This window comes from Rhodococcus sp. As11 (genome assembly GCF_048957735.1).
GTDB classification, from domain to species: domain Bacteria; phylum Actinomycetota; class Actinomycetes; order Mycobacteriales; family Mycobacteriaceae; genus Rhodococcus; species Rhodococcus gordoniae.
Map to the genome: position 1 here is coordinate 25,600 of NZ_JARDJE010000008.1, position 21,262 is coordinate 46,861.

The 21,262-nt window shown below is 67.5% G+C and carries 22 protein-coding genes and 1 pseudogene; 10 read left to right on the top strand and 13 right to left on the bottom strand.

All coding sequences use genetic code 11. The annotated features are described in order from the left end of the window. Positions 1 to 206: 206 nt before the first annotated feature. Positions 207 to 1,535, top strand: coding sequence for a PucR family transcriptional regulator (locus PV766_RS12525; protein ID WP_421097120.1), 1,329 nt, complete (start codon positions 207 to 209; stop codon positions 1,533 to 1,535). A 6-nt stretch (positions 1,536 to 1,541) separates the two neighbouring features. Here the strand turns inward: PV766_RS12525 and PV766_RS12530 are convergent, their stop codons facing one another. Continuing rightward, the gene (locus PV766_RS12530) at positions 1,542 to 1,925 is read right to left on the bottom strand and encodes an alpha/beta hydrolase (protein WP_421097121.1); all 384 of its coding nucleotides are present in this window, start codon (positions 1,923 to 1,925) and stop codon (positions 1,542 to 1,544) included. A 705-nt stretch (positions 1,926 to 2,630) separates the two neighbouring features. Here PV766_RS12530 and PV766_RS12535 point away from each other — a divergent pair. After that, positions 2,631 to 2,984, top strand: coding sequence for a Zn-ribbon domain-containing OB-fold protein (locus PV766_RS12535; protein WP_064064061.1), 354 nt, complete (start codon positions 2,631 to 2,633; stop codon positions 2,982 to 2,984). A 14-nt stretch (positions 2,985 to 2,998) separates the two neighbouring features. Here the strand turns inward: PV766_RS12535 and PV766_RS12540 are convergent, their stop codons facing one another. Beyond that, positions 2,999 to 3,409 carry a RidA family protein gene (locus PV766_RS12540; protein ID WP_129976776.1) on the bottom strand — a complete coding sequence of 137 codons (411 nt, stop codon included), beginning with the start codon at positions 3,407 to 3,409 and terminating at the stop codon, positions 2,999 to 3,001. Between the two features lie 80 nt (positions 3,410 to 3,489). Between PV766_RS12540 and PV766_RS12545 the strand changes: the two genes are divergently transcribed. Then, complete coding sequence (locus PV766_RS12545) at positions 3,490 to 3,861, top strand: winged helix-turn-helix transcriptional regulator (RefSeq protein WP_421097122.1); 372 nt, start codon at positions 3,490 to 3,492, stop codon at positions 3,859 to 3,861. A gap of 111 nt (positions 3,862 to 3,972) precedes the next feature. On the opposite strand, the gene PV766_RS12550 is transcribed toward PV766_RS12545, so the two are convergent. After that, the gene (locus PV766_RS12550) at positions 3,973 to 4,236 is read right to left on the bottom strand and encodes a GlsB/YeaQ/YmgE family stress response membrane protein (RefSeq protein WP_129976778.1); all 264 of its coding nucleotides are present in this window, start codon (positions 4,234 to 4,236) and stop codon (positions 3,973 to 3,975) included. Between the two features lie 284 nt (positions 4,237 to 4,520). Between PV766_RS12550 and PV766_RS12555 the strand changes: the two are divergent. The 4 genes and pseudogenes from PV766_RS12555 to PV766_RS12570 all read left to right on the top strand — a co-directional run. Next, a pseudogene (locus tag PV766_RS12555) lies at positions 4,521 to 5,027 on the top strand (cytochrome P450); the annotation flags it as partial. An 11-nt stretch (positions 5,028 to 5,038) separates the two neighbouring features. Then, on the top strand, positions 5,039 to 5,311 hold the full coding sequence (locus PV766_RS12560; RefSeq protein ID WP_421097123.1) for a cytochrome P450: 273 nt from the start codon (positions 5,039 to 5,041) through the stop codon (positions 5,309 to 5,311). 59 nt (positions 5,312 to 5,370) lie between these two features. Then, positions 5,371 to 5,847, top strand: a complete 477-nt coding sequence (locus tag PV766_RS12565) for an SRPBCC family protein (protein ID WP_421097124.1) — start codon at positions 5,371 to 5,373, stop codon at positions 5,845 to 5,847. Positions 5,848 to 5,961: 114 nt separating this feature from the next. Next, complete coding sequence (locus tag PV766_RS12570; protein WP_421097125.1) at positions 5,962 to 7,428, top strand: FAD-dependent monooxygenase; 1,467 nt, start codon at positions 5,962 to 5,964, stop codon at positions 7,426 to 7,428. 14 nt (positions 7,429 to 7,442) lie between these two features. Here PV766_RS12570 and PV766_RS12575 read toward each other — a convergent pair whose 3' ends face one another. Beyond that, positions 7,443 to 8,360 (bottom strand): LysR family transcriptional regulator, encoded by a 918-nt coding sequence (locus tag PV766_RS12575; protein ID WP_421097126.1) that lies wholly within the window; start codon positions 8,358 to 8,360, stop codon positions 7,443 to 7,445. 88 nt (positions 8,361 to 8,448) lie between these two features. Here PV766_RS12575 and mqo point away from each other — a divergent pair, with 88 nt between their 5' ends. Next, positions 8,449 to 9,960 (top strand): malate dehydrogenase (quinone), encoded by a 1,512-nt coding sequence (gene mqo, locus PV766_RS12580; RefSeq protein WP_421097127.1) that lies wholly within the window; start codon positions 8,449 to 8,451, stop codon positions 9,958 to 9,960. 9 nt (positions 9,961 to 9,969) lie between these two features. On the opposite strand, the gene PV766_RS12585 is transcribed toward mqo, so the two are convergent. Further along, positions 9,970 to 11,046 (bottom strand): alkene reductase, encoded by a 1,077-nt coding sequence (locus PV766_RS12585; RefSeq protein WP_129976782.1) that lies wholly within the window; start codon positions 11,044 to 11,046, stop codon positions 9,970 to 9,972. A gap of 60 nt (positions 11,047 to 11,106) precedes the next feature. Beyond that, positions 11,107 to 12,090, bottom strand: a complete 984-nt coding sequence (locus PV766_RS12590) for a helix-turn-helix transcriptional regulator (protein WP_165369234.1) — start codon at positions 12,088 to 12,090, stop codon at positions 11,107 to 11,109. 100 nt (positions 12,091 to 12,190) lie between these two features. On the opposite strand from PV766_RS12590, the gene PV766_RS12595 reads away from it, so the two are divergent. Next, on the top strand, positions 12,191 to 12,739 hold the full coding sequence (locus tag PV766_RS12595; protein WP_016934545.1) for a DinB family protein: 549 nt from the start codon (positions 12,191 to 12,193) through the stop codon (positions 12,737 to 12,739). Between the two features lie 13 nt (positions 12,740 to 12,752). Here the strand turns inward: PV766_RS12595 and PV766_RS12600 are convergent, their stop codons facing one another. Next, on the bottom strand, positions 12,753 to 15,413 hold the full coding sequence (locus PV766_RS12600; RefSeq protein WP_421097128.1) for a LuxR C-terminal-related transcriptional regulator: 2,661 nt from the start codon (positions 15,411 to 15,413) through the stop codon (positions 12,753 to 12,755). A 167-nt stretch (positions 15,414 to 15,580) separates the two neighbouring features. On the opposite strand from PV766_RS12600, the gene PV766_RS12605 reads away from it, so the two are divergent. Beyond that, positions 15,581 to 16,216 (top strand): hypothetical protein, encoded by a 636-nt coding sequence (locus PV766_RS12605; protein WP_421097129.1) that lies wholly within the window; start codon positions 15,581 to 15,583, stop codon positions 16,214 to 16,216. 4 nt (positions 16,217 to 16,220) lie between these two features. Here PV766_RS12605 and PV766_RS12610 read toward each other — a convergent pair whose 3' ends face one another. From PV766_RS12610 to PV766_RS12635, 6 genes are all read right to left on the bottom strand, one after another. Continuing rightward, complete coding sequence (locus PV766_RS12610; protein WP_421097130.1) at positions 16,221 to 17,681, bottom strand: Hsp70 family protein; 1,461 nt, start codon at positions 17,679 to 17,681, stop codon at positions 16,221 to 16,223. Positions 17,682 to 18,086: 405 nt separating this feature from the next. Then, on the bottom strand, positions 18,087 to 18,290 hold the full coding sequence (locus PV766_RS12615; RefSeq protein WP_064064072.1) for a zinc-ribbon domain-containing protein: 204 nt from the start codon (positions 18,288 to 18,290) through the stop codon (positions 18,087 to 18,089). A gap of 32 nt (positions 18,291 to 18,322) precedes the next feature. Then, entirely contained in the window at positions 18,323 to 18,946 is a 624-nt protein-coding gene (locus tag PV766_RS12620) for a maleylpyruvate isomerase N-terminal domain-containing protein (RefSeq protein WP_421097131.1), read from the bottom strand. A gap of 94 nt (positions 18,947 to 19,040) precedes the next feature. Further along, entirely contained in the window at positions 19,041 to 19,415 is a 375-nt protein-coding gene (gene gvpJ / locus PV766_RS12625) for a gas vesicle protein GvpJ (protein ID WP_016934320.1), read from the bottom strand. A gap of 360 nt (positions 19,416 to 19,775) precedes the next feature. Continuing rightward, positions 19,776 to 20,546 carry a hypothetical protein gene (locus PV766_RS12630; RefSeq protein ID WP_421097132.1) on the bottom strand — a complete coding sequence of 257 codons (771 nt, stop codon included), beginning with the start codon at positions 20,544 to 20,546 and terminating at the stop codon, positions 19,776 to 19,778. A 113-nt stretch (positions 20,547 to 20,659) separates the two neighbouring features. Continuing rightward, positions 20,660 to 21,244 carry a PadR family transcriptional regulator gene (locus PV766_RS12635; RefSeq protein WP_129976789.1) on the bottom strand — a complete coding sequence of 195 codons (585 nt, stop codon included), beginning with the start codon at positions 21,242 to 21,244 and terminating at the stop codon, positions 20,660 to 20,662. Between the last annotated feature and the right edge of the window lie 18 nt (positions 21,245 to 21,262).

Consider the following 21,262-nt stretch of genomic DNA (forward strand, 5'->3'; position numbering starts at 1 on the left):
CGATCGCGTCGAACCGCGCTCGGCCTGATTCACTCACCGTGACAGGTTAGGCGGCGCGGCCGACGGGTCAGGACAACACCCGGGGTGAGTGTCGGCACGATCGTGTCCGGATCAACGCCGCCGATCCGCGGTCGCCGCCCGCATCGAGCCGTTACCGTCGAGGCAGCGCACCTCGACGGAGGCGGCACGCTCCGGGAACGGAAACGATGAATGCTCACGAGATCGGACGGGGCGCCCGCGCGGTGGGCGATCCGGCACCGGACACGCGTGCACTGATCGACGCGGCGGCCGATCTGCCGATCACGCGGCGTTCGGAGATCATGCGGTACATGTTCGAGCGGATCTCCCCGGAGATCGACGCGATGTCCCAGGATCGCCCGACTCGTCGCGCACTCGAGCAGACCGCCGAGGACGGTGTCGACGCGATCACCCGCTTTCTCAGAAACGACCGCGACGAGATCGAGATACCGGCCGCATCGTATGCGTTGGTCCGGATGTTGGCCCGGCAGGGCTTCCCGGTCTCGGTGGTGGATCGGAGCAATCGGCTTGCACAGGACAGCATCATGCGGTGGTATCTCGAGGCGCTGGCGGGACTCAGCGAGGATGCCGGAGCGGTGACGCAGGCGGGGGTGGAGATCCTCATGAGGCTCTCGGCCGGGATCGACGGGGTGTCCCAGACGCTGCTGGGAGTGTACGAGTCGGAACGCGACACCTGGTTGCTCAACCGCAATGCCTCCCGAACCGCCCGGATCCAGGACATTCTGGCCGGACGTCCCATCGAGGTCGGGGACGCCGAGCGCACCCTGGGATATCGGCTCGGGCAGCACCATCTCGGCGTGATCGTCTGGACCGACGACATCCAGGTGGCCGGCGGCGACCGGTCCGGGACCGAATGGAACGGGCTCGAGCAGGCGGTGACGGTGCTCACCGAGCACCTCGGAGTCGGTGGTCGAGCGCTGTTCGAGCAGTCCGACGAGTACACGGCCTGGGCGTGGATACCGCTCGGTGCGGTCGACCACGTCGATGCGAGCATGTTGACCGAGATCGTTGCGGCGTGGCAGCGACCCGTCGGTGTGGCGCTCGGCGCACCTCACGAGGGCATCGACGGTTTCGTCCGCACCCATCGGCAGGCGGCTCAGGCGCGGGAGGTGGCTCTGACGTCCGAGCTGCCGGGGCCGCGGCTCGTCTCGATCGACGAGGTCGGGGCGGTGGCGCTGATGTGCACGAACCTCGATTGGGTGCGTGCGTGGGTGGGTGATGTGCTCGGCCGGCTCGCCGCAGATGATCCCGGCGCCGCGCAGCTACGTCACACCCTCCGCGAATTCCTCACCAGTGGAGGAAGTTTCGTAGCGACTGCCGAACGGCTGCACCTGCACAGGAATTCGGTCGCCTATCGGATCAGCAAGGCGGAGGAGCAGATCGGTCACAGCGTGCGCGAACATCGACTCGATCTCGAGAACGCGTTGGCTCTGTGTCACTGGCTCGGACCCACCGTGCTCGCACCGGATCCCGAAAGCCCCTTGCCGCCCGGGTGAGGGCGGTCATCCGGCCCGGCGGCCCGGGACGACGGCCCGAACGAAACGTCCGATCTCGCCGATCGCCCCGGGCGTCGGCAATCTCCGGTCGCGCAGTGTCAGCGAGACCATGAACGCGAGATAGGCGCCGGCCGAATCCCCGGCGACGACGATCTGCTCCGACCGGTACCCCGCGGCGAGAAGGAAGCGGAAGGCATCCACCCCGTCGTCGACGGCGTCGTCGATCGAGTGCTTCGGCAGCATCCGGTAGTCGACCATCAGCACCGGCGTTCGTCCCGCGTCGGAGATTCGCGACATGAGACGCAGGTGGCTGCGCATCCCTCCGCACAGGAAGCCACCCCCGTGCAGGTAGAGCATCACCCGGTCGAAACCCGCACGTGGTCCTTCCACCCAGGATCCGCCACAATTCGGAAGTGCGACCGGGGCGGACCCCGTCCCGTCGATCGCCGGCAGCAGCCGAGCCTGGGGGCTGGCACCGTGGAACTCGCGTCGGCGGACAGCGGCCGGAAGGCCAGGTGGGGTTTCGGCCCCCGGGCCTTCGCGGGGGCGGATGGCGCGCGCACGTCGCGTGCGGTCGTCACAGGAGAACTCCTCACAAACCGGTCGAATGTCTGGGGCCGGTCGATCCGCAGGGGAGACGGCCGCGATGAGCGGGGTGACCCAGCGCGGCGACGCAGCGGGCTCGCTGCTCATCCAGGCTGAGGAGGATGGGTGTTCGTTTCACCGGGGTACGTGCATACTGTTTGGAGTCTCCTTCGGGCTGTGCGCACAGTGATTGCGTGCGGCACCGGGTGCCAGGGAGAGGTGCGTCACCGGCCGGTGGGGAAAACCTACAGTTCACGGCGATGTTCGGGCCCTCGTCCCCACATGGCACGGCAGCCCGAAAGTCCCAGCGGAAGAACCCCGGATTGTGCGCTGAGACCAGCATGGAACACTGATCTGTGTGCTCCCGTACCGATGGCAAGTCCCCTACCGAGGCCTACCTTCGAATGGGGGCCGATGACCGGAGCCACGTCATCGGCCCGTCGGGGTCTCGCCCCTGCTGCGACGGATTGCTGCTGTGGCTCGGACATTCTCGTTGACGGAAGGACCGCGATGGCGCCCCACGCGACGCAGCGCCGCATGACCATCCTGCGCTGCGGGAGTTGCACGACGCTGCTCGCTCCCGACACAGTGCGCTGCTCCTCCTGTGGCAGCGCGAATCTCGAGTCCGCCGATTGCTCCGGTACCGGTTCGATCGTGTCCTGGAAGGTCGTCGAGCCTCTCGACGGTGGCCCGCAGGACGATACCGCCGTCACGCTCGCGATCGTCGAACTCGACGCCGGGCCGTGGCTGTACTCGAAGATCGAAGGATCGTTCCCCGACTGCGCCGACGCCCGGGTGCGGGTCGCGTTCCATGCGACGGCGTGCGGCGATGGGTTCCCCATCTTCGAGGTCTGCGCGGCCTGACCGACGAACGACGCTCACCCCTCGAGAACCGCGGTCGCTTCGATCTCCACGAGCACTGCTGGTTCGTAGAGCGCCGCGACTCCGATCAGCGACGCCGGCGGCATCGGATCGGGCAGTCCGATCTCGTGCGCCACGGCCCGAACGCCGGTCATGAGTGCCTCGATCTTCTCCGGGTGCCAGTCGGTGACGTAGAACGTCAGGCGCACGACGTCGTGGAAGCTCGCGTCGGCTCCGGCCAGGCCCCGGGCGACGTTGCGCAGCGTCCGGGACACCTGACCGGCCAGGTCGGCGGGGACCGGTGAACCGTCCGGCGTGTGCGCGACCTGGCCGGCGACGTGGACCTGCCGTGTTCCGGTGGCGACGGCGATGTGATGGTAGGGCGCGTTCGGCAGCATGCCTGCGGGGCTGAACAACGTGACGGGCACGGGCTACTCCTGAGATCGAATCCGATTGGTATCCGATTTATACTTGGTAGCCGAAAGTCACTTCAACGAAACCAGGTTTCATGACGGATACCGCTGATCACAATCTGCTGGCCCTCGCTGCCCACCGGGAGCTGCTGGGGCAGATCCTCGACAAGTGGTCGCTGAGCGTGCTCACCGAACTGTGCGAGGCGCCGCGTCGCTTCAACGAGTTGCGCCGCGCCGTTCCCGGGGTCACGCAGAAACCCCTGACCAACACGCTGCGCAGACTCGAGCGCAACGGGATCGTCGAACGCCGAGTGGTGAACACCCGACCGGTCGGCGTCGAGTACCGCATCACCCCGTTGGGGAAGACCGCGCGCGAACCGATCGACGCCCTCCTGCTGTGGGCGTCGACGAATCTTCCCTACATCGAGGAGGCGCGGCGTCGCTTCGACGACGCTTCCGACGAATGATCGAGATCAGTGCTCGGGCCCCTGAGCGACGGCCGAGGCGGCACACCGGATTTCCCGGCTCGATGTCGAGCAGTCGCTGCTCGTTCGCGGGGCCGGTGGTCGCTCGGACAGCTACGCCCGACGCGAGCGCGCCTTCCATGCCGACCAGGCAGCCGTCACGATGATCGCGCCGACGAGCGAGCCGATGATCCCGCTGGGCCGCAGTTCGAGTCCGTCACCCGCGAGAAGGCTGATGAGCAGACCGCCGGCGAACGAACCGCCGATGCCCGCAACGCACGCGAGCGTCCAATCGATCCCGGTCCCGGATCTGCCCACGACGATCTGTGCCGCCGCGCCGACGAGCAGCCCGAACAGAATGATCCCGATGATCAACATTGCGCGAGTATAAGCACACATCGACACGGGAACAGCGCTTTACGGATCGAATTGCAGTTCGAAGTCCGATCCTGACATTCGATCGAACTGTTGCCTGCAGACGAATTCACCCGTGCAGTTCACCAAGAATGCGGTTGCGCAGTGCCTCGTTCCTGATGCCGGGTGGACCGGTCACCCTCGTCCACCTCCGTCCCGCTCGATGGGCGCCGACCTTCGCAATCGTCACCTCGCCTCAGGACGCCCACGATGTTCTCGGCGGCTCCGACGGGGCTTTCGACAAGGAGATGACGGTCTGTGTCCAGGAACGGTTGTGGGGCGGCAACAACCTGTTCGATCTTCCCCACGAACCGTGGGTGCCCCGACGCCGGGCATTGCAGCCCTTGTTCACCAGGAACCACGTGGCGGTTCACGCGGATCGGATCTCCGAACTCACCGATCCGGCCACCGGTAAGCCATTCACCGACAAGGAGATTCGCGACGACCTGTTCGCCTTTCTCTTCGCCGGTCACGACACCACCGCGACCACTCTGACCTACAGTTTGTGGCAACTCGGACGCAATCCCGGAATTCAAGAGCGCGTGGCGCCGGAAGCTGTCGACTTGGGGGACCGTCCCCTGCGAGCGAACGATATCGAGCATCTGCCCTGTACCGTCCAGGTGATCCATGAGTCGCTCAGAATGTGTCCGCCCGGGGCCACGACCGGGCGGATGGCGATGCAGGACGTGGAAGTGGATGGTTACCGCATCCCGGCCGGCACGAACACGGTCGTCGGGATCTATGCATTCCACCGTGATCCTGCACTGTGGGACGAACCCGAGAAATTCGATCCGGAGCGGTTCGCACCGGGGCGATCAGAAATCGGTCGCGTCGGCAGTATCCGCCTTTCGGGGGTGGCCCACGGACCTGTATCGGCGACCGTTTCGCCATGCTCGAAGCAACACTCGGTCTTGCGAGCATCGTGCGAAAGCTCTGCGTGCAATCCCTCCACGACGAGTTTCCGGTGAAGACACCGTTCACCTCGGTCGCGGCCGAACCCGTGCCGGCGCGCGTGGAGGGCAGAGCCGTCGCTGCGTAGCCGTCCCGGCGATCCGGCCGGGGCAGTACGGCGCGACGCGGTGATCTCGACAGGGCAGGATGGCAGCCATGCAGACCACACCCCTGACCTTCGAATCCTCCGTCGCCGTTTCCGCCACCCCCGACGAGGTGTATGCCCTCGTCTCCGATGTCACCCGCACAGGTGAATGGTCTCCCGTCTGCGCGGAATGCTGGTGGGACGAAGGTCAGGGCCCCGAGGTCGGGTCCTTCTTCACCGGACGGAACGTCACCCCCGAGCGCACCTGGGAGACACGGTCGGAGGTCGTCGTCGCATCTCCGGGCCGCGAGTTCGCGTGGTCGGTCGGTCCCGGCCTCGTGCGCTGGAGCTACATCATCAAGCCCGCGGACGCCGGCACGGAGCTGACGGAGACCTGGGAGTTCACCGAAGCCGGACTGACGTTCTTCCACGAGAAGTTCGGGGCGGAGGCACCTGCCCGGATCGCCGCACGGGAACAGTCCGCCCGCAGCGGAATTCCGGCGACCCTGGACGCGATCGAACGCATCCTCGGGGGCTGACCCGGGACGCTGGTCGTCCCGTCCCGTTTCCACGGTATCGCGCAGGTGGGGGCTTGCCGCAACCCCCACCCCGGGGCTCATACTGCCCGTCCGATGTCGTGGAGAGGGGTGGACATGCACGAGGTAGCAGTGGTCGGTTGCGGGCCGACGGGAATGATGCTGGCGGGGGAGTTGCGCCTGGCCGGAGCGGACGTCGTCGTACTCGAACGTCGCACATCGCAGGAACTCGCAGGGTCACGGGGTGGCGGTATCCATGCCCGCACGATCGAACTGCTCGATCAACGAGGGATCGCCGAGCGCTTTCTCTCCGAGGGGCGAACGGTGAACACCGCGACCTTCGGAGGCACCCGGCTCGATGTGGGGCGCCTACCCACCCGCCACCCGTACACGCTGGCGTTGTTCCAGAACCACGTCGAACGGCTGTTGCTGCAGTGGGTCGAGGAACTCGGAGTGCGGATCCGACGGGACTCGGAGGTCGTCGGCGTCGATGCGGACGAGGGGAGCGTCCACCTTCGGCTCACATCAGGGGAGTCGGTGCAGGCTCGGTACGTGGTGGGCGCCGACGGCGGTCGCAGTGTCGTGCGCCGCGAGGCCGGGATCGGACTCGAAGGGCCCGATGCGACACGGAGCAGCCTGATCGCCGAAGTGCGGGTCACCGAGGAACTCCCCACCGACGCCACGATCGATGAACGCGGCGTCCACGGGCTGTATCCGATGGGAGAGGGCCGCGCGCGGGTGGTGGTGACCGAGGCCGAGCTGGGCCCGGCCGCAGCGCCGACGCTGGACGACCTGCGACGAGAGTTGATCCACGTGTTCGGTACCGATTTCGGTGTGCACGCTCCCACCTGGCTTTCGCGATTCACCGACGCGACCAGGCAGGCGACGACCTATCGCGCCGGCCGGATCCTGCTCGCGGGCGACGCCGCACACGTGCATTCGCCCACCGGGGGACTCGGGATCGGCCTGGGCATCCAGGACGCCGTCAATCTCGGCTGGAAACTCGGGCGGGTCGTGCGAGGGACATCGGGGGACGAACTGCTCGACACCTATCACGCCGAACGGCACCCGGCCGGGGCGCGAGCGCTGAAGTTCACGATGGCGCAATCCCTGTTCCAGAAAGCCGATCCACGCCAGGAGGCCCTGCGCGATCTGATCGACGAGATGCTCCGCGTCGACGACGCCGGATCGCCGATCGCAGCGTTGATCTCCGGTCTCGACGTCACTTACGACCTCGGCGAAGGTCATCCACTGGTGGGGCGGCGGATGCCGGATCTCGACATCGTCGTCGATGAGGAGTCGGTGCGCGTGTTCGAACTCATGCACCAGGCCCATCCATTGCTGCTGCAATTGGATGTTCCGCCAACAGATTTCGGGACCCTGCCCGAACACGTCGGCCATGTGCGAGCGCGCTACGACGGCGCATGGGAGTTGCCGGTCCTCGGTGGGGTGGATGCGCCGTCGGCTGTGCTCGTGCGCCCGGACGGGTATGTGGCATGGGTGGGGGAGGGCTCGACGGACGGACTGAGCGACGCGCTCGAACGGTGGTGCGGCGTTACAGACCGCGATCATCGGCACGAGTGACAGCTGAGCAATCCCTATGGATCGACCCGGCGATCATCGAATCTGTCGGCGTGTTCGGTGATATGGGCGTGCAGTCGCGCCGCTGACGGTGAGGGCGTCCGTGTCCCGGTGGTCAATCCGATCGTGCGGTTCTCGATGCCGGTGACCGGGATCGTGGCGGTTCCGGTCACCGGTGTTTCCGAGCGAGGCAGGAGTGCGACCCCGAGGCCCTTCGCCACCAGTGCGCGGATCGTGTCGAACTCGCTGATCTCGAACGCGATGTGCGGCTCGAATCCGGCCTCGGTGCACGCAGTTTCGAGTTCCCTTCGGATGTGGTAGTCCGGTGGGCTCGCGATGAAGTGGTCGTCCGCGAGATCACACAGGTCGAGCCGGGCACGCGTGGCGAGTCGGTGGGTGCTCGGGAGGTGGAGCAACAGCTTCTGCTGGGCGAGCACGGTGACCGGTAGATCCTGCGGCGGAGGGATGATGACGGCGAGATCGAGCCGGCCGTCGCGGACCATCGCGGCGAGTGCTTCGCCGTGAGCCTGGACCAGGTGGAGCCGGATTCCGGGTGCGCGGTGGTGGAACTCGGCCAGCAGCGACGGGATGCTCACCGGTCCGAGGGTGAGTGGGAACCCGAAGCGGACGACGCCGCGGTCGGGATCGGCGTGCTCGCGCACGGTGGTGATCGCGCCGTCGAGTTCACGGATCAGATGTCGGATGCGTTCGTGCAACTCTCGTCCGGCCGTCGTCAAGACGACCCCGCGCCCGGACTGCTGGAACAGTGTCACGCCCAGTGTCTTCTCGAGTGCCCGGATACGGCGGCTGACCGAGGACTGGGGGACGTCGAGTAGATCTGCCGCCCGGGTGATGTGGCCTTCGCGTGCCGCGGCGTCGAAGGCAACGAGTAGCGGAGCCACGGCGGTGGTCTCGGTCGTCACATACCAATCCATATTTGCATGGTACTGACCGCAGAATCTCATTGGACGGATGAGTGGGGAAGGGCGCACGCTGATGATCGATAACGACGAAAGCAGGTGAATGACGGTGAGTCGGAGACACTCTGCCGAAGGAACACAGTACGACGACCCCGAGTACGACGCCGTCCTGATCGGTGCCGGCATCATGTCGGCGACATTGGGTGCACTGTTGGCACGGCTCGAACCCGATCGGTCGATTCTCGTCCTGGAACGACTCGATGAGGTCGCGATGGAAAGCAGTGCCCCGTGGAGCAATGCCGGGACCGGACACGCCGGCCTGTGTGAGCTGAATTACATGCCCGATCCCACGGATTCGACCCGGGCCGAGGAGATCGGCCGACAGTTCCGGATTTCACGGCAGTTCTGGGACTCCCTCGACGAGCCGGACGAGGCACCTGCGACGTTCGTGAACGCGACGCCGCACATGGATGTCGTCTTCGGCGAACGTGATGTGGACTACCTACGCCGGCGGTACGCCACACTTCAGCGATCACCGTTGTTCTCGGCGATGGAGTACAGCGAGGACCCCGACACGATCGCCCGATGGGCGCCGCTGGTGATGGCCGGTCGCACCGGATCGGAACCGGTCGCCGCTACGCGCTACGAGGCGGGCACCGACGTCGACTTCGGCGCCCTGACACATCGACTGCTGTCGGACGCGCGCCGTCGTGGCGCCGAGATTCGTACCGGACACGAGGTCACACGACTGCGCCGCACCGCCGACGGGCGGTGGATGGTCTCGGGACGCACGAAGACGGGGCGGTTCTCGGTCCGGTCCCGGTTCGTGTTCGTCGGCGCCGGTGGGTATGCCCTGAAACTGCTGCAGAAGGCCCGGATCCCGGAGGTGCGAGGCTTCGCGGTCTTTCCCGTAGGGGCGCAGTTCCTGCGCACCGCCGATCCGGATGTGGTGTCGCGGCACGCAGCGAAGGTCTACAGCCAGGCCGACGTGGACGCCCCGCCGATGTCGGTGCCGCATCTCGACAAACGGATCGTCGACGGGCGCGAATGGCTCATGTTCGGTCCGTACGCCACGTTCAGCACACGGTTGCTCAAGCACGGCCGGCTCACCGATCTGTTCACCACTCTGCGCCCCCACAATCTCGCTCCATTGCTGGGGGTGGGGATACAGAATCTGCCGCTGGTGCGCTATCTCATCGGCCAACTGCTTGCGTCCCGCACACGGAAGTTTCGGCAGCTGCAGCGATTCTGCCCTGATGTGCGGGATTCCGAGTGGGAGTTGATCGACGCGGGGCAGCGGGCCCAGCTGGTCAAGCCCGATCGCCGCAGGATCGGTGTCCTGACGTTCGGTACCGAGGTCGTGACGAGCGCGGACGGCAGCATCGCCGGTCTGCTCGGCGCATCACCCGGCGCCTCGATCGCCCCGACGGCACTGATCGAGGTGCTGCGCACGTGCTTCCCGGACCACGTCGAGCGGTGGCGACCGATGCTCGAACGGATGATGCCCGACCTGCACCTGGACGCCGAGACGACCTCACGCGCCGAACCGGGTTCCGCCCGCGCTACAGCGGCGGCGAGAAACGGTTCGGCGCGCAAGGATTTCGAGGAGCGGTGAGTTCTCCGCTCAGACTGTCTGCAGGAACGGGTAGTCGGTGTACCCCTCGGCTCCGGACGCGTAGAACAGTTCGGGACGCGGCGGGTTCTCCGGCTGTCCGTCCCGCCACCGCTCGGCCAGGTCGGGATTGGCGAGCACCGCGCGACCGACCGCCACGGCGTCGGCGTGCGAATCCTCGATCAGCTGCACGGCTTCGTCACGGGTCGTCGGCGAACCGAATCCGCTGTTGGCGATCACTTTGCCGCCGAATCGGTTCCGCAGTTCCTGCACCAGATCTCCGGTCGGCTCCTTGTGCAGGACGGACAGATACGCCAAACCGAGGGGCTGCAGGGCGTCGACCAGAGCGCCGTAGACGGCGTGGACGTCGTCGCGGTCCGTCTCGACCGCGTCCTGGATGTTGTGTTCGGGGGAGATCCGCAGTCCGACGCGTCCGGCACCGACGGCGTCCGACACGGCCGTGACGACCTCGACGACCAGCCGGATCCGGTTCTCCACCGAACCGCCGTATTGATCGGCCCGCACGTTGGAGGCGGGAGAGAGGAATTCGTGCAACAGATAGCCGTTGGCACTGTGGACCTCGACGCCGTCGAGCCCGGCGTCGATCGCTCGGCGGGCCGATGCGACGAAGTCGTCGACGACGGAAGGGATCTCGTCGGTGGTCAGTGCGTGGGGCACGGGGTAGGGCTGCTTACCCTGTTCGGTGTGCACCTGGCCGTCGATCGCGAGGGCGCTCGGCGCGACGACGCGTCGACCACCGTTCACAGCGGGATGCGTGACGCGGCCGCCGTGCATCAACTGCACCACGATGCGGCCGCCACGGTCGTGCACGGCCTCCGCCACGCGGCGCCAACCGGCGACCTGCTCGTCGGTGACGATTCCGGGCTGGCCGACGAAGGCCTGGGATTCGAAGTTCACATAGGTTCCCTCGGCGATGATCAGGCCGACACTCGCCCGCTGACGGTAGTGCTCGACGATCAGATCTCCGGGTACGCCGGCCGAACCACCACGCAGGCGGGTCAGCGGGGCCATGACGATACGGTTCGCGAGTTCGAGGTCTCCGAGAGCTACCGGTGTGAACAAGTCCATGGGTGGCGCAACCGCTCGCGTCCCGGCGACATTCCGATGCCGATCCGATTGTGAGGGGGGTCATACCGTGTCGGGAGATGGTGAATCCGGTCTCTCGGCACCTGCGAGCAGGCGATTCGACCACTCCGCGAGGTGCTCGACGAACGCCGGGGGAGATGCGCCGAGCAACCGGCCACCGGACATGCCCACGGCGAAGACCGCCCAGTCCAGGCTGTCGGCGTCCACCTCGATCCGGCACCGGTCGGCGTCGATCGCGATCACCTCGGCCCACTGGCCGATCCGTCGGCGCACCTCGTGCTCGGAGGCCGCCAGCTCGGCGCTGACCTTCACGTGGGAGCGCCCGCGGATTCCGGCTTCGACGAAGGCAGCGGCATTGCCGCCGGGCAGGTCGCGTTGGCGAAAGCGCATCCCGGTGGCGGCGGCCTCGGTCATCCGGTCGAGCCGGAAGCTGCGCCAGTCGCTGCGGTCGAGGTCGTACCCGACCAGATACCAGCGTCGCCCGAGAGACACGAGCTGGCGAGGTTCGACGCGTCGGCTCGTCGCGGTCCCGTCGGCCGCGGTGTAGTCGAACACGATGCGTTCGTCGTCGCGGCACGCGCGCGCGACGGTGACCAGTTGCTGCGAATCGGTCGCGCGTGTCGCCCACGGCGTGTCGGCGGAGACCGTCGCCGCGTCCAGTGCCTCGACCTGGCGCCGCAGTCGCGGCGGCATCACCTGGATGACCTTGGCGAGCGCGCGTACGGAGATCTCGGCGATCCCGGTGATCGAGGTCTGGGCCGCGGTGAGTAGACCGACAGCGAGCGCGACCGCTTCGTCGTCGTCGAGGGCCAGGGGAGGCAGCGACGCGCCCGGCGCGAGCTGATATCCGCCGCCGACTCCGCGATCCGACCGCACCGGGTAGCCGAGATCGCGGAGCCGCTCGATATCGCGGCGCAGGGTGCGCAGCGAGACGCCCATCCGCTCGGCGAGGTCGGCGCCGAGCCAGTAGCGGTGGGTCTGCAGCAGCGACAGAAGTCGCAGCGTGCGGGAGCTCGTGTCGGACATGGTCGCATTCTTCCGCACCTTCGGAGCAATAAGTGACAGGAACTGGCACCAATAGCTCGTAGCGTAGTTCTCACCGAACCACGACGACGAGGAGCACCCGATGACCGAGACCACCACCACCGAGAACGTCACGCCGAGGCTCGACCAGGAACGCCGCGATGTGTTGTCGAGCCTGGCCCACGCGCGGCATTTCCTGCGGTTCACTGCCCGCGATCTCACAACCGATCAGGCGTCCCAACGAACCACTGTGAGCGCCTTGACGATCGGTGGCCTCATCAAGCACGTCACCGAGGTCGAGAGAGGATGGGCGGATTTCCTTGTGGTCGGCGCCGACTACATCGAGAAGGATTTCACCGAGTGGACCGAGGAAGATTTCGCCGAGCGCGAGAAGGACTTCCAGCTGCAGCCGGGGGAGACCCTCGAAGGAGCGCTGCGCGCCTACGACGAGGTGGCGGCGAGGACGGACGAGCTGGTGCGGACACTGCCGTCGCTGGACGTGATCCATGAACTTCCGAAGGCGCCGTGGAACATCGAGGAGACATGGTCGGTGCGCCGCGCGTTGCTGCACATCGTCGCGGAGACGACACAGCACGCCGGTCATGCCGACATCATCCGTGAATCCCTCGACGGCGCGAAATCGATGGGATGAGCCGGTCGTCGCGCTAGCGCCGGCCGGTGTCCCGCATCAACTCGGCGAGTTCGGTGCGGTCGGACACGTCGAGTTTGGTGCACGCCCGGTAGATGTGGCCCTCGACGGTGCGAACGGACACCACGAGACGGTCGGCGATCTGCCGGTTCGACAGTCCGGCGGTGACCATGGCGGCGATCTCCCGTTCCCGGCTGGTCAGGGGGAGCGGGCGGGCCGCTTCGTCCAGTGCCGGCGACGTGGCGTGGTCGCATCGCACGGCCAGCGCCGCGGCTGTGGCCGCGGACTCGATCGACCGCCGTGTGTCTCCCCGATCGCGGTAGGCGAGGGCGGCCCGAGCATGGGCGTCGGCCGCGTCGGCGAGCGCGCCGAGTGCCTCGAAGTCGATCGCCGCTGCGGACAGTCCCCGGCCGTCGCCGTCCGCGGCCGCGGACGCATGGGCGGCGATGACCGCGACGAAGCGCCCGTCGCACTGTTCGGCCAGAACCGAGAGCCGTTCTGCTGTCGTGTGATCCCCGAACCGAGTGGCGGCGTGCAGGGCGACGGCCTCGATGCCGAACTGATCGTTCCGGGCCGCGGTCTCCGCCGCGGTTCGGGCGAGGCCGACCGCGTTCGTGGTCTCGCCGCGCGCCGCGGCGAGCCATGCCTCCGCGATCCGGAGTTGCGGTTCGAAGACGGCGACGTGCCGTCCGCTCCGCGATGTGGCCTGTGCCAGCGCGTCGTCCGCGTCGTTGACACGACCGAGTACGGCATAGCCCTGTGTGAGGGCGATGTACGCCGGCACGTTCCAGGAGACGGCGGCGGCGCGGTCGTCCACCTGGAGCGCGGCGACGGCCTGCTCGAGACGGTGCACGGCGTGGACGAACCTCCCTCGCGTCGTGTCGACGACGCCGCGCAGGATGTTCGCCAGGCCCCAGGCGAGATACTGCCCTGTCGACGTGACGGTTCCGCGGGCGTCGGCGGGACCGCGCATCGCGCTGTGCCGGTAGGTCTCGGCCCGCCGCTCGGCCTCGTCGAGATTCCCGGTGAGGAGCAACGCGAGGACCTCACCCAGACCGGCGGGATAGCGCAGCAGACCGTCGACCTGATGGGCGATCGCTGCACAGCGCGCCGCCATCGCGGGGACCTCGTGACCGCGTCCCATCACCGCGAGCGCCAGACCGCCGCCGAAGAAGGCCCACTCGATCGCCCAGGGGAGTGCAGGTTCGGCGGCGAGGGTGCGATGCGCCAGGGTGAGCGCGTCGTGTGGGCGGCCCTCGTACACCGCACACCCGCAGTCGATCGCGTCGATCACCGGACGGAGGTGCGGGCGGGTGACCAGTTCGCGGAGGGTGGCGAGCACCTGCTGGGCCTCCGCGGCGTTGCCCATTCCCCAGAACAGATTGGAGATGCGTGTCGTGCCCCACCGCACGAGTTCGCTCTCGTCGAGGGTGCGGGGGTCGAACGACGCGAGCACGGACTCGGCCTCGCTGATCCCACCCATCCACACCAGGGCGCGGGCGAGCAGATCGGCCGCCGAGAACGTCCCCGTGGCATCGAATGCCGCGCGGGCGAGCCGTTCGGCCAGTGGAGCGTCGCCCAGGGCGATCGCGTCGTGGGCCGCGGTCTCGAGCAGTTCGGTGCCGACGGATCGGTTGCTGTCCAGGGAGAGCTCGGCCAGACGGATCCGGTCGGCCGGACCCCGTTGGACACGCGAGCCCAGGGCCTCGACGAGCTGACCGCGGATCCTGCGACCTGCGACCCGGCCCACGCGGCGACGTACCACCTCGCCGAAGAGCGGATGGGTGTAGCGCACGCGGTAATTGCGGCCGTCGTCGACGACGTCGATCAATCCGCGTCGTTCTGCTTCCTCGACAGCCTCGTCACCGGCGAGACCGCAGAGGATCTCGAGGTCGAGCGGTTCGCAGAACGCCAGCAGTTGCAGCGCCTGCAGCACCTCCGACGTGAGGTGATCGATGCGATGTTCGAGGAGCGAGGCCAGCTCCGAGGTGACAGCCGTGCCGCCACGGAGCTGCCACACGTTCCCGGCGCGGCGGAGCGTGCCTGCTTCACGGGTTCCGATCACGAGGTGGTGGACGAACAGGGCGTTGCCGCCGGACGCTTTCCAGATCAGGTCGGCGCTCAGCTCCTCCAACGGGCCGCCGAGCACGGTTTCGACGAGGTCGATGCACTGCTGCCGGGTGAACGGTGACAGCTCCACTCTGATGAGATGACCGTCCTTCCACAGTGATGTGACGGCGTCGGGCACGGATTCGCCGTGGCGCACCGTGGCCACGGTGTGGACGGCCCGATCGAGTGCAAGCTGATGGAGGAAGGTGGCCGACAGCGGATCGAGCAGGTGGGCGTCGTCGACACCGAGGACCAGGCGTGCGTGACCGGAGCCGTGCTCGTGCAGCAATGCCTGTCGGGCGGCGGCGAGGAACGCGACGGGGTCGCGAGTCGGGGGAGCTTCGACGAGGTGCGCGAAGGCACCCAGCGGGATGCTGCGAGCGGATTCTGTTCCCGCGATCCAGCGCACCGGGGCGGCCAGCGAGTCGGTGGCCATGCGGGCCAGGGTGGTCTTGCCGACGCCGGGATCTCCGGTGAGGACCACACCGCCTCGGTCGGGGTCCGTCAGGGCCGCGACAATGATGTCCAGTTCCCCCCGCCGCTGAATCAGTGGCCAGCGCTGATCCATGCACTCGATCGTAGATGTGCAGAGTGCGGATATCTCCGGGATGGAGATTTCGGCTCCGGCATGCGGCCCTGTTTCGAGTACTCCACTACGCGCGACTCCTGCATGTTCGGTGACGACGATGGAGTCGTCGAAGTGAACCGAACGGGCGGCGGCCGAAGGAGCTGGTGATGACAACGACATCGTCGGAGCCGTTCTTCAGCTGGACGTCGAGACGGATCGATCTGAGCGCGGCAGAGGATACGCGCTCGATGGTTCCGGAGCTCGACGAGTCGCTGCGCTGTGGCTCCCGAAAGGCCCGATTGCTGGCGATCCACGATGAGGAGGGCGAGACCGAATACGTCGCGTTGCTGGTAGGAGACGTTTCGGGGCGGAGTGACGTCACTGTTCGCGAAGTCGACGAAGAACGCTTGCTGGTCGAAGCGAGCCGACAGTCCACCGAACCCGAGATCCTGTTGGGCGTGGCCTCTACACCCGGTGCCGGGCATCTCGACGCACATCACGTCGACCGCGAGGTCTTCGTGGAGGGACCGGTGCGGTCGCTGATCATCCGGAGCGGGGCACGCTCGGTGGTGGTCGAGTGGGACCACGGCGAAGGCAGGTACTCGGCACCGCAGAAACAGTGCGTGGTGCGCGATGCGGCGCCGACGGTTTCCGCTCACCCCGAACCCGCGACGAAGCGGGAGCCGACCCGGTCCCGTGGAGCACGGACGTTCCCGGGTCCTCGTGTGGCCCGGTGGTGGCAGCGACTGTTGTCACATCCGGGATCGGCGAATCCCGAGCGGACCCCGGTGGTCTGCGGCTGACGACTCAGAGCCCGGGAATCCGGGGCAGCTCCGGGAGCGGCAGCTGCGGCGGCGGGAGTGTCGGTAGCTCGAAGCGGGGGAGCCCGGGGACGAGTGGAGCAGGTTCGGGTTCGGGAGACGGCACCGAGGTGTCGACCGCCGCGTCCTGCTGCGTCCCGGTGGAGATGGGCGCCTGTGTGGAGGTCTGCGTTTGCGGCTGGTAGGTGGTGCGGGGCTCGTTCCGATCCGCAACCGCCGACTGCTCGTCCACCGTGGGAGTGGCCTCCGACGAGGTGCCGGCGTCCGTGGTTGTCGTGGGACGTGGCTCCGGTGCAGGCTGCGCCGGTGGCACCTGCATCTCCTGTTGCGTCGCGGTCGGTTGGGGATCGCGGCCGGATCCCTGCAGCAGTTCGACGCCCAGACCGATCGCCGCCGCGACGACGACGGCCCCACCGGCGAGCAGGAGGCGTCGCCGTTTCCGCGGTTGCGCGGTCGCCTCGGGCTCCTGCCGGAGGTCGGCTGCGGCGAAACCCTCGGTCGGCGCGTGCGACGCGATCAGCTGCGAGGCGAACTGGGCGGTCTCGGTCACCTCCGTCGGCGCGGCGAACTCCGCCGTCTCGCTGGGCTTCGCGGTGTCCGGGCGGGCGAGGAGCGCCGCGCCTTCCGCTGCGACGAGTTCGGGTTGCGGGGGCACGATGACCGGCATGTCGAGCCACGACTCCATCACGGCAGTGACCAGCGGAATGTTCGCTCCGCCCCCGATGAGCACCGCAGCGTCGGGAGTGCGTCCCGAGCGCCGGATGACGTCGAGGGCGAGGCCGGCCGAGGCCTTCACTGGCTCGTCGATGAGAGAATCGAAACTGTCCTGCGAGAGCAGCAACAGACCACCCTCACCGGGCATGCACACCGCGTCCTTCGACGACAACTGCTCCTTCGCGTCGCGGCACCGGGCGGTGAGCGCCCGCTGGGCCGCCATGTCGGCCGGCTCGGCGAAACGCTGCAGCTCGACGTGGTGATCGTAGATCAGGCGGTCGACGAGGTCGCCGCTGATCCGGTTCGAGCGCGCCGTACTCAATGCGATACGGGTGCCTCGGTCGACGACCGTGACGGTGAGGCCCGAGCTGCCGAGGTCGTAGAAGACGAGCGTGTTGTGATCGCCGAGATCGCCGGTGGTTTCGAGCATTTCGAGCGCGGCTGTCACCTCCGGCACGAGTCGGAAGTTGTCGATGTCCAGTCTGCTCATCGCGCCCTGGACGAAATCGGCCTGCGTCTCGTTCTGGTAGGCGACGCCGATGGCCCGCACCTGTTCGATCTCGTCGGTCTCGGCGAGCATCGTTTCGATGGACTCCGCGGCCAGCTCGGCCGGCCGGTCGAGTAGGGCGGGCATCGCGCGGGAGCGGAAGATCGGACTGTCGACACTCCCGGTGTCACGTCGCGCAAAGCGCACCGCGCTGGCACCGACCGAGACACCGAGAACTGTAGTCATGACGCCGACTATAACGGTTCGGTCACGGTGTGCCTCGCCGAGGCGTTCGGTGCCGACGTCGGCACGCGTCTCCGGGTCGCTGGGGAGAGAGCTCCTCGCGACGAGCCACATGCTGTCGTCGGTATCGAAATCCCTCTTGTGCAGCCGACTTCGCGATTGCGGGCCGAGCTGTCCGCGCGTGGCGGTCCCACCGGAATTCGAGGAGGTTCGCGATCGTCGATGCCACCGAGCAACTGGGGACCGACCGCGCGGTACGCGCCGTGGTGCTCCACCGGGCGGGCAGAGCTTCTGTTCCGGCGGCGCATACTGCGGGTCGAGCTGACGGGATCGCCCGATCGGATCGAGGCCGGCTCCGCGGGCATGGCCGAGCGGCCGTCCACCTTCGCCGATCCCCACCGATCGCCCTCAGATCTCCACCGCGGTACCGCAGATCCCGCACTGCTCCAGCTGCCGCCGGCTCCAGCGCGCAATCGGTACGAAGAACAACGTGAACTGCTTGAACTCCCGCATGCGGGCCCACTGCGTGGTGTTGTGGCAGCGCGGACACGTCCGGTTCTGCCCCTGACCGAGGTTCTGCCGCTTGGTGCCGAAGCCGAAGAGAAGGAACATCGTCCGAGCATAGAGCGACGACGTGTGGTCCCTCAGCGCATGACCGGCAGGATCGCCGGATCAGACCGTCCCGACGCTGCCTCGACGAACGTGAGCGGATCGGGTACCGCGGCGAGGATGTCGCGCGTCCGTTCGAGTGCCATCGACTCCGGCGGTGGTCCTCCGACCGCATCGGCCACGTCGAGCCAGTGGATCGTGGTCTCCAGGATCGCTACGTCGATGAAGGCGCCGAGCGCGACCGAGTCCAGAAAGGGATGCGGGATGACGGTGGCACGATTCAATCCCGTGAGCCACTCGAAGGCGGCGGGAAACTCGGATACGAAGCGCGTCGCCATGGTCGCGCGATCGGCATCGACCGCCAGTTGCCGGACCATCTCGGCCATCTGCCCGTGCCGCAATTCGGCCACGGTCGGATCGGCATTGAAGACCTGGAGCATTTCGGCCGCGCTGGTGACCTTCGCGGCACCATCCGCTGTGGGGGTGGCGAGCATGTCGATCATCACGGACGGAGTGATGTGCACGTAGAGGTCGCGAACCGTCCAACCGGGTAGTCGGGTGTCGGTCGTCCACTGCTGGTCGGACAGGTCGGCGGCGCGTGAGCCCCACATGCGCCACAGACGGATCATCAGCGCCCGGTCCCGTTCGAAATCCGCCACTGCCACCCCTCGGTCGACGTGCTGCGGTTCCGACGGTATCGCCCATCCGTGCTCTTCGCCGTACGTTCGCCACCGGAAAACGACGGTCGATCCGCTACCGCCGCTTCCGTTTGCTTCGCGGAGCTTCCTGCCGCTTCTCCGACACATCGTCGAGAAATCCCAGCACCTTCTCGGCAGCGGAGTCCAGGGCGCTGTGGGTCTTGTGCTCGGCGGCGCTCTCCACGGCCTTGCCACCGATATCACCGACGATCTCGGGCACACCCTTCGGCTGGGTCTGTGAGATCTCCAGCCTGTCGACGGCCTGCGCGAACCGCAGGTAGGTGTCCACGCTGGCGACCACGATGCGGGCATCGATGGTCACGATCTCGATGCCGACGAGGGACACCCGCACGAACGCGTCGATCACGAGACCCTTGTCGAGAATGGTGTCGATGACGTCTGCCAGCCCGGACGAGTTCGGCCGCGCCATCGTGCCGCCACCCCCGCCTCGGGAAGGTTCGATCGATGTCATGGTGCTGCTCCTCGTGCCGTACGGTCACCGCTGCGCCCTTCCGTCGCGGCGGAAGGGCGTCCGGGTGATCGCGTGAACAGAACTGGCGCACAGCGATTCCGGATCCCCAGTACGGATCCGGGCGAGGAACGCGAAGTCTCCTGGCGACGCGGGCGTCACTCCTCCATCATGACGCCTTCCCGGCAGCGCGACCAGCATGTCGAGGGCACGAACGCGAGGTGGTGTGCTCCTCGGAGCCGTGGCGTTGCCGCCGATCAGACTCGGAAGACGACCTCGACGGCGTGATTCGCGCGGCCTCGCGTCCACAACCGAGCGGAGTCAGAACAAGCGCGGCGTCGCGTGCGACCCGTCCCGGGCTTCACAGATCCGGGCGTGCCAGCGGTCGACGAGCCACATCTCCACCATCTCCGGACGCGTGGTGATCAACGACGCCCACATGTCGAGTAGTTCGACGTACCGGTGGTAGCGCCGCAAGGTGAAGTCGGCGACCGAGGGATCCTCGAGCCACCCTTCGTGGATGAGCGTCGACACCGCGTGCTGATCGAGAAGTTGCGCCGGCCCTGCCTCGGTCCGGACCTCGACCGCCCACAGATAGGTCGCCAGTAGCGGCACGCCGACCCCGGGGGTATCCGGCCATCCGGACCAGGTCTGCCGAGCAGTCTCGGGCAGCGACTCGGTCTTCGCGCAGTAGTCGAGGACTCCCTTGATCTTGGCGAACCTGTCCCGGTCCTTCGGGGCGTGTGCGTCGCGGACATCGGGAAAGCGTCTGGCGCCGCGTCGTCTCGGGTGTGCACTACGCCAGGCCGCGCACAGGAACAGCAGACCCAGTCCGGCGTGGTCTGCATCGATCAGTTCGCTGCCCGAACGGAGGTCGTTGCGCTGGACGATCGCGTCACCGTCATCGATGATCCGTCCGTCGAGATTCCGGCCGCGGAGGCGGATCTCGTGCCCGGCACGCTCGAGATGGCCGTTCCACCACTTCAGGTCGACGGTGACGCCCTCGTCGAGTACCTGCAGGTCGAACGAGCGCGCCCGGCACCACTCCGAACACGCTTGCGGAGGCTCGAACCCCTGGTCGTACGGATGCATTCTGTCGACCTTGCCACGAACGGTGGGCGACTCCGGGGCAGGACACGCGCGTGGGACACCTGTTGCCCCCCTGGTGACAGCACTTCTGAGCTCACCGCCTACCGTAGATCGGCCTACGGCAGTGTTCCGCTCCGGTCGTCCGAAGTATCCGGTGCCGTGTCGAGTCGGTGGATCGTATCGAGCGTCTCGTCCAGCCAGGCCAGCCAGGTCTCCTCCAGGACGATGCCGAGGCGCAGCACGCGGTGTTGCAGGGTACGCCGCGCGTCGCCGCGAAGTTCGGCGAAGTCGCGTTGCTCGATGGCTCGATACTGCTCGAGCATCGCCGTCCGATACGCGCGGTGATGTTCCAAGGCCGGGCGCGCGGAGCCGGGATCGGCGAGGGCCGCGGCGGCGCGCAGACGGACGGAGATGCCGGACCGAACTACGTCCGGATCCTCGATCTCGGCGATCCAGCCGCGCAGCAGCCGTCGGCCGTCGGGTGTGATAGTGAAACGCCGGGGCTGTCCTCGGCCGGGTTTGCCGTCCGCAGGGACCTCGCGGATCAGGTCGGCGGTGCGCATCCGGTCCAGTTCGCGGTAGATCTGCTGGTGGGTCGCCGGCCAGAAGTAACCGATCGACCGGTCGAAGCGTCGAGCGAGTTCCAGTCCGGTGCTGTCGCGCTCGACCAGTGCGGTGAGGATGGCGAACCTGAGTGACATCGGGTCAGCCTAGGTCAC